Origin of the sequence: Pseudomonas edaphica (assembly GCF_005863185.1) — a bacterium.
Classification (GTDB): domain Bacteria; phylum Pseudomonadota; class Gammaproteobacteria; order Pseudomonadales; family Pseudomonadaceae; genus Aquipseudomonas; species Aquipseudomonas edaphica.
The window spans coordinates 1-7974 of sequence record NZ_VBVZ01000277.1 but is presented as its reverse complement, the minus strand read 5'-3'; the positions used below and the strand labels follow the sequence as shown (position 1 = coordinate 7974).

Annotated in this window: 5 protein-coding genes; 4 read left to right on the top strand and 1 reads right to left on the bottom strand. The window is 56.1% G+C overall.

Going from position 1 to position 7974, the window contains the following annotated elements:
- The 4 genes from FEM54_RS18375 to FEM54_RS18360 form a co-directional block, all read left to right on the top strand.
- Nucleotides 1–1803 (top strand): class I SAM-dependent DNA methyltransferase (locus FEM54_RS18375; protein WP_138452352.1); only part of this gene is annotated, 1803 nt, incomplete at its 5' end.
- Complete coding sequence (locus tag FEM54_RS18370; RefSeq protein WP_138452350.1) at nucleotides 1800–3185, top strand: restriction endonuclease subunit S domain-containing protein; 1386 nt, start codon at nucleotides 1800–1802, stop codon at nucleotides 3183–3185. The genes FEM54_RS18375 and FEM54_RS18370, both read left to right, overlap by 4 nt.
- A complete protein-coding gene (locus FEM54_RS18365; protein WP_138452348.1) occupies nucleotides 3185–6397 on the top strand; it encodes a type I restriction endonuclease subunit R in 3213 nt (1070 codons plus the stop codon). The genes FEM54_RS18370 and FEM54_RS18365 overlap by 1 nt, the downstream gene beginning before the upstream one ends.
- 15 nt (nucleotides 6398–6412) lie before the next feature.
- Nucleotides 6413–7324: a restriction endonuclease gene (locus FEM54_RS18360; RefSeq protein WP_138452346.1), complete on the top strand. Its 912-nt coding sequence runs from the start codon at nucleotides 6413–6415 to the stop codon at nucleotides 7322–7324.
- A 149-nt stretch (nucleotides 7325–7473) separates the two neighbouring features.
- On the opposite strand, the gene FEM54_RS18355 is transcribed toward FEM54_RS18360, so the two are convergent.
- On the bottom strand, nucleotides 7474–7734 hold the full coding sequence (locus FEM54_RS18355; RefSeq protein ID WP_138452344.1) for a DUF6124 family protein: 261 nt from the start codon (nucleotides 7732–7734) through the stop codon (nucleotides 7474–7476).
- Nucleotides 7735–7974 lie beyond the last annotated feature (240 nt).

The window sequence follows — 7974 nt, the reverse complement described above, 5'->3', positions numbered from 1 at the left end:
CAAGAAGGCCGTCCGGACACTGTGCGTGATATGTATATGCTGCGTGCAGCAGGTGGGCAGCAGTTCTTCAACGCATCTCCGCTGACCCTCGCCACGCTGTCGGACACGCAGACGGCCTCCGACTTGATGAGCTATGTGCAGGCGTTCAGTAAGGACGCCCGTGAGATCTTTGAACACTTCCACTTCGAAGATTTCGTTCAGCAACTTGAGAGCGCTAATTTGCTGTATCAAGTGGTGCAGCGCTTCGCCGCTACTGACCTCAGCCCGGAGTTCATCAGTAACTTCGGTATGGGCATCATCTTCGAAGAACTGATCCGCAAGTTTGCAGAAAGCTCTAACGAAACCGCCGGGGAGCACTTCACCCCGCGCGATATCGTGCACCTCACCACCTCGCTGGTAATCACCGATCAGGACCAGAAGCTCGCTCCCAACAGCATCGTCACCGTATATGACCCAACCGCTGGCACAGGCGGCTTTCTGTCCGAAGGTGATGAGTACATCCAGTCCATCAGTGAGAAGGTCAGCGTGTCGCTGCACGGCCAGGAGTTAAACCCCGAGTCCTACGCCATCTGCAAGGCGGACATGCTGATCAAGGGCCAGGACGTGGCCAGCATCAAGCTCGGTAACACCCTGTCCAACGACCAGTTGGCCGACAAGCGCTTCGACTTTATGCTCAGCAACCCGCCGTTCGGCGTGGAATGGAAGAAGGTGCAGAAGCAGATCACCGACGAGCACAGCCGCAAGGGCTTCGACGGCCGCTTCGGCCCCGGGCTGCCGCGTGTGTCCGACGGTTCGCTGCTGTTCCTCCTGCACTTGGTCAGCAAGATGCGTGACCCACGCGACGGTGGCTCACGCATCGGGATCATCCTTAACGGCTCGCCGCTGTTTACCGGCGGCGCGGGTTCGGGTGAGTCGGAGATTCGCCGCTACCTGCTGCAGAACGACCTGGTCGAAGCCATCGTCGCGCTCCCGACGGACATGTTCTACAACACCGGTATCGCCACCTATGTGTGGATACTCAGCAACCACAAAGCCTCCGCGCGTCAGGGCAAGGTGCAGTTAATCGACGGCAGCCAGCACTACGCCAAAATGCGCAAGTCGCTGGGCAGCAAACGCCAGTGCATCACCGAGGATCAAATCAGCGAGCTGGTGCGCCTGTATGGCAGTTTCGAGCACAGCGCGCAGAGCAAAATCTTCCCCATCGATGCCTTCGGCTACCGTCGCATCACTGTCGAGCGGCCGCTACGCCTGAACTTTCAGGCCAGCGCCGAACGCATCGCTAAGGTGTTGGAAGAAAAAGCCCTGCAAAAGCTCGACAGCGCCGCTCTTCAGCAACTGCTGGCTGCTCTGAAAACCATGGACGCCAGCGTGTTGCACCGCAACCGCGAGCAGTTCAGCAAACTGCTGAAGAAAGCCCTCACCACGCACAGCATCAACCTGAGCACCTCGGAGCTAAAAGCCCTACTTAATGCTATGAGCGAGCGTGACCCCGAGGCGGATATCTGCACCAGCAAAGGTCAGCCAGAAGCGGACTCCGGCCTGCGCGACAACGAGAACGTGCCGCTTGGCGAGTCGGTGTACGATTACTTCCAGCGCGAAGTCATCCCCCATGTTCCGGATGCTTGGGTCGACGAAAGTAAGACCGATGCACAGGACGGCGAAGTAGGTATTGTCGGTTTTGAGATTCCCTTTAACCGCCACTTTTACGTCTTCAATCCACCACGTGCGCTGGCTGAAATTGACCAAGACTTGAGGGCCTGCACCGACCGCATCAAACAGATGATTGAGGGGCTGTCGGCATGAGCTTTCCCCGTTACTCAGCATACAAGGATTCTGGCGTTGAATGGCTGGGCGCGGTGCCACAGCATTGGTCAGTTTACTCACTTAAACGTACGGTGGATGGGTGCGTCAACGGCTTGTGGGGCGATGAACCCGATGGTGAGAATGATATTGCTGTCATTCGAGTCGCCGATTTCGAGCGATCTTTTTCGACTGTTAGACTCGATAAGCTGACCTACAGAAGCATCAAGCCTAAAGAAAGACAGTCGCGACTCATCAACTCAGGTGATTTGCTGATCGAGAAGTCTGGAGGTGGAGAAAAAACGCTGGTTGGCTGTGTCGTTTTGTTCACGCATGAGTTTAACGCGATTACTTCAAATTTCGTTGCGAGAATGCGACCGCTCGCAGAGTTCGATAACCAGTTTCTTTGCTATGCCTTCGGCAATCTTTACCACGGCCGGGTTAACTACCCTTCGGTGAAGCAGGTTACTGGTATCCAGAATCTTGATGCTGAATCGTACTTGCAGGAGCGGTTTTGCTTTCCTGCACGGGCTGAGCAAACTCAAATTGCCCGCTTCCTCGATCACCAAATCACCCGCATTGACGCGCTGATCGAAGAACAGCAGCGTCTGATCAAACTGCTCAAGGAAAAGCGCCAGACCGTGATCTCTCACTCTGTCACGAAAGGCCTTAACCCCACGGTGCCAATGAAAGATACCGGCGTGGAGTGGTTAAGCGAGGTGCCTGCTCATTGGGAGGTCGGGGGGCTCACACGATTTATTGGTCCGGTTGTGGATTACCGCGGGAGAACACCTAGAAAAGTGGACGACGGCGTTTTCCTTGTCACGGCTAGGAATATTCGGAATGGTCGAATCGACTATGAGGCCTCTGAGGAATATGCTGACCCTGAGTCTGCGGAATCATTACTCGCTAGAGGGCGGCCTGAGATAGGAGATTTGTTGTTCACCATGGAGGCACCTCTTGGCCAAGTTGCCTTGATTGATCGAACGGATATTGCACTTGCTCAGCGAATTGTTAAGTTCAGAGGCGAACCGTGTGTGATGCGCAACCATTACCTGATGTTTTGGCTTATGAGCGCAAATTGCCAAGCTCGACTTGAGACTTTGGCAACAGGCTCCACAGCTCTAGGCATCAAGTCTAGTAAGTTGGGAATGATTGAGTGCCTTGCTCCACCGCTCAGTGAGCAGGACTCAATTATTTCGCATATCCAGCGAGAGTCTGAAAAGAATGATGCTCTTGTTTACGAAGCGGAGAACGTCATAGGTCTCCTCCAAGAGCGCCGCTCTGCCCTAATCGCCGCGGCTCTCACCGGCAAAATCGACGTGCGCGGCTGGCTGCCACCGGCCTTTGCGAAATCCTCCGTATTAGAACAAGAGGCCGTGTAATGGCGGACAGCAAGGAAGCTCAGTTTCAGCAGGACATCATCGACGCCCTGGCCGCGCAAGGTTGGCTGGTGGGCACGTCTAGCAGCTACGACCGGCGCACCGCGCTGTATACCGAAGATGTGCTGGGCTATTTCAAGGACGCCTGGCCGGAGCGTTGGGACAAGTTTGCCAAGGCCAACCCGAACAACCCGGATGACGTGCTGGTGCAAAAGCTGGTGCGCGAGCTGGAGCAGAGCGGCACCCTGGATGTGCTGCGCCATGGCTTCAAACTGCCGGCGGTGAAGGTGGAGCTGTGCAGCTTCCAGCCCGACCACGGCATGAATCCGGATACCTTGAAGCGCTACCAGTGCAACCGCCTGCGCGTGGTGCCGGAGGTGTCCTACTCGCCGCATGCGCGTGAGGCCGGCAGCGGTGGACAGAGCTACAATCCGCGGTTGGACTTGGTGCTGTTCGTCAACGGCATCCCCACCGCCACGCTGGAGCTGAAAAGCGAGTTCAAGCAGTCGGTGGAAAACGCCAAGCGCCAGTACCGCAATGACCGCCCGGTAAAAGACCCGCTGACGCGCAAGCCCGAGCCGCTGCTGACGTTCAAGCGCGGCGCGCTGGTGCACTTTGCCGTGGGCCAGAACGAAGTGGCGATGACCACTAAATTGGCAGGTAAGGACACCTTCTTCCTACCATTTAATCTTGGCAGCGAGGAAGGCGGCGCGGGCAACCCGATGCCTGAGGACGACAGCCAGTACGCCACCAGCTACCTGTGGCAACGCCTGTTGCAGCCGGACGCGTGGCTCAAAGTGCTGGGGCGCTTTCTGCACTTGGACAAGAAAACCAGCGAAGGCTTCGATGGCGCGCTGGTGACCAAGGAGGCGATGATCTTCCCGCGTTACCACCAATGGGAAGTGGTCAATAAGCTAATCGATACCACGCGAACCGAAGGGCCCGGCAAGCGATATTTGATTCAGCACAGCGCAGGTTCAGGCAAGTCCAACTCCATCGCCTGGACCGCGCATCAACTGGCCTCGCTGTACGACGATACCGGCCAACGCCTGTTCAACTCAGTGATTGTGGTCACAGACCGTACAGTGCTGGATAGCCAACTGCAGAACACCATCTACCAGTTCGAGCACGCCCAGGGCGTGGTCAAACCGATCAGCCGGGATGTCGGCAACCAAAGTAAATCCGAGCAACTGGCCGAGGCGTTGGCTGAGCAGACGCGCATTATCATCGTCACCATCCAGACCTTCCCGGCGCTATTCGATGCGCTGGACAAGTACCCCAAACTGGCCAGCGGACGCTATGCAGTGATCGCCGACGAGGCGCATTCTTCGCAAACTGGCTCTTCGGCGAGCAAGTTGAAACAGATTCTTGGCAGCGATGCTCTGGAGGCGGAAGAAATCAGCGCTGAAGAACTTCTGGATGCTGCCGTACAAGCTCGGCAACCCAATGAGCGCATCAGTTACTACGCCTTTACGGCTACCCCAAAAGCCAAAACGCTGGAGCTGTTCGGTCGTCCGGCTGACCCCACGCTGCCAGCGAGTACCAGCAACAAGCCTGAGCCGTTTCATCTGTACTCCATGCGCCAGGCCATCGAGGAAGGTTTTATCCTCGACGTGCTGCGCAATTACACCACCTACAGCACCGCCTGGAAAATCGCCCACCCGGATGGCGAAGACGACGAGGTGGATAGCAAAAAGGCGCGCATCAAACTGGCACGCTGGGTGCGTTTACACCCGTACAACATCAGCCAGAAGGTCGAGGTAATTGTTGAGCATTTCCGCGCCAATATCCGCGGTCTGCTCAATGGTCAGGCCAAGGCCATGGTAGTGACCAGCAGTCGTCAAGAGGCGGTGCGTTATCAGTTGGCCTTGAAAGCTTATGTGCAGCAGATGGGTTACAGCGATGTTCACCCGCTAGTGGCATTCTCCGGCAGCGTGTTGCCGGATGAGATCATCCCCGAAGAGGTGACGGAAAACAGCAGTCTACTCAACGCTGGCCTGAATGGCCGCGATCTGGCGGACGCTTTCGACACCCAAGACTTCAACGTGATGATTGCCGCAAATAAATACCAGACCGGCTTTGATCAGCCCAAGCTTTGCGCCATGTACGTGGATAAAAAACTGCAAGGCGTGGATTGCGTGCAGACCTTGTCGCGGTTGAACCGAACCTTTGGTGACAACAAGCAAACCTTTATCCTCGACTTCTTTAACGAGCCTCAGGATATTCTCGACGCCTTCTTACCGTACTACACCAAGGCCGAGCTGACCGACGTGACAGACCCGCAGATCATCTATGACCTGCAGAAGACGCTGGATGCCGAGGGCATCTATCACTGGCAAGAGGTCGAAGCGTTTGCTTTAGCTTTCTTCGACCCTAAGGCACAAGCCAGCAAGCTCAGTTATTACTGCGCGCCCGCCAAAGAGCGTTTTGCCAAGCGCTATGCCTTCTCGCTGGAGTCTCGTCAGCAGGCGCTTGATCAAAAACGAACCGCCGAAGCCAATGGGGATAGTGCTGGCTTGAAAAAAGCCGAGCACGCATTGAAAGAAGCTGGCGAGCAGGTCGATCAGCTCGACCTGTTCCGCAAGAACCTGCAAAGCTTTGTGCGCCTATACGAGTTCCTATCGCAGATCGTGCCCTACGACGATCGCGAACTGGAGCAGTTATGCGTGTACGCCAAACATCTGCACCCGCTGCTACGCGTAGATCGCCTGCTAGAAGACGACGTGGATGTGGGTGAGCTGCAACTGAGCCACTACCGCCTGAGCAAGCGCGCCGAACACCTGATACGCCTGAACGAGGAAACGGGCAAATACACCGTCAAACCTGGCAGTGACGTGGGTAGCGGTAAGCCACATGATCCCGAGAAGAAGCGTTTATCCGAAATCATTGAGGCGCTGAACGATATCTTTGGTGCCGAAGTGAGCGACGACGACCAGCTGCAGTTCCTTACCGGCATCGCCCAGCGCATCAGCCGTCAGGAAGATGTGATGGCCCAAGTGAACAACCATTCGGTTGATCAAGTTATGCACGGCCTGTTTCCCAAGCGCGTCCTCGACACCGTGCTGGACGCCATGACCGACCACGAGAAGCTGTCGCTCGAAGTATTGGATAACGAGACGAAGAGCAGGGCATTTGCGCTGGTGATTTTGAAAATGCTCAAGGCTGCGGCTTCCTTCGATGAGAACCGCATGGACGGGGTCTATAGCGGCCGCTAAGACTAGGGGGTAACAGTGGCAATTCCGGATTTTCAAAGTGTGATGCGCCCGGTGCTGAGCACCGTGCAGAATGGTGCATCGCTGCCGCTCAATGAGTTGCGCGAGCGAGTGGCTGATCAGTTCCAATTGACCGAGGACGAACGCAAGGAGCGCCTACCCTCAGGCCAGCAGACGGTGATCAACAACCGAGTAGGTTGGGCTCGCACCTATTTGAATAAGGCTGGGTTGCTGTGCATTCCGGCCAAGGGCATGGTGCAAATTACCCCGCGTGGCCTTGATGCTTTGACTAATGGTCCGCAGCGCATCACTGTCAGTTGGTTGAAGCAGTTTCCCGAGTTTGCAGACTTCCATACGGCAAAGCCGCAATCAGTTGATGCTCCCTCACTGCTGAACGTTGGTATCGCTGAAACCACGCCAGACGAGCAGTTGGCCGAGGCGCATCAAGCGCTGATGCAGTCCTTGGCAGATGAGCTGTTGACGCAAGTCCGGATAGCCACCCCCGGCTTCTTCGAACAGTTGGTAGTCGATCTCATGATCGCCATGGGGTACGGCGGCTCGCGTAAAGAGGCTGGCAAGGCAACTCAAGCGACCAATGATGACGGTATCGACGGCATCATCAAAGAAGACAAGCTCGGCCTTGACGTGATCTATCTACAGGCCAAGCGCTGGACTAATACGGTGCATCGCCCGGAGATCGACAAGTTTATCGGCGCATTGACTCGCCAGCGAGCGCGTAAGGGCGTGTTCATCACTACCTCAGAGTTCTCCGAGGGTGCCCGCACTGCTGCGCTGGGGTTGGATATCAAAGTGGTATTGATCGATGGTGTTGAGCTGGCGCGATTGATGGTAGAGAACAACCTTGGCGTGAGCGTTAAGCAGGTGTACGAGGTGAAGCAGGTCGACAGTGATTATTTCGCGGGCGAGTGAGTTGCTACGTGGCTGGCGGGGGGAATCACGTTCAGGTTGGGAAAGGCGACGGGTCAGATCGCCCGTGTTTCGAGTGAGACGAGGTAAGTTGAGCGCTGAAGATTCTCAAGGCCGAGTTGCTGTATAGCGACTCGGCCTTTTGATTTTTGCTATTGCGGGGACGCTGACGTGTCGGTTGTGGGGTTCAGAAGAACCGACACCCGCTCGATCAATAACTCACCCAGCACGATTAATTGTTGGCTACCCAAGAGCTTCTGACGGTTTTCGCCTTCCAGTTCGAAAGCCAGATCAGTGGTGATAGCGTTCAGCGAGGCCAGAGTTTCGCTGGCTTGAATCAGGAGGGTTTCGGTGTCGATATCTTGAGCGACCGTGAAAAGGCTCGTTGGGGGATTGGGGGTAATTTTTTTCATGGCGCAAACTCCTTGATTGGTGGAGTCGCCAGACATCGCTGCTAAACGAAGAGGGTGGCGACTGTACGCGGGTTAGCAGACCAGGAATCAAGGAACCCAGCGCACCCGAAAGTGCCCCACGCACAGCCGCCATAACGTAGTCCAGCGGATGCTGAACGGATGGTGGCGTTGCAGGCCTTGATATTAACCGAGCTGCTAAACCCGGTCGCTGATTTTGCAGCGACGGGAGGAGGTTAGCCG

Excerpts from the sequence above, each read along its gene's own strand:
- FEM54_RS18370 (WP_138452350.1), top strand. The coding sequence starts at position 1,800 with ATGAGCTTTCCCCGTTACTCAGCATACAAGGATTCTGGCGTTGAATGG.
- FEM54_RS18355 (WP_138452344.1), bottom strand. The coding sequence starts at position 7,734 with ATGAAAAAAATTACCCCCAATCCCCCAACGAGCCTTTTCACGGTCGCT.
- FEM54_RS18365 (WP_138452348.1), top strand. The coding sequence starts at position 3,185 with ATGGCGGACAGCAAGGAAGCTCAGTTTCAGCAGGACATCATCGACGCC.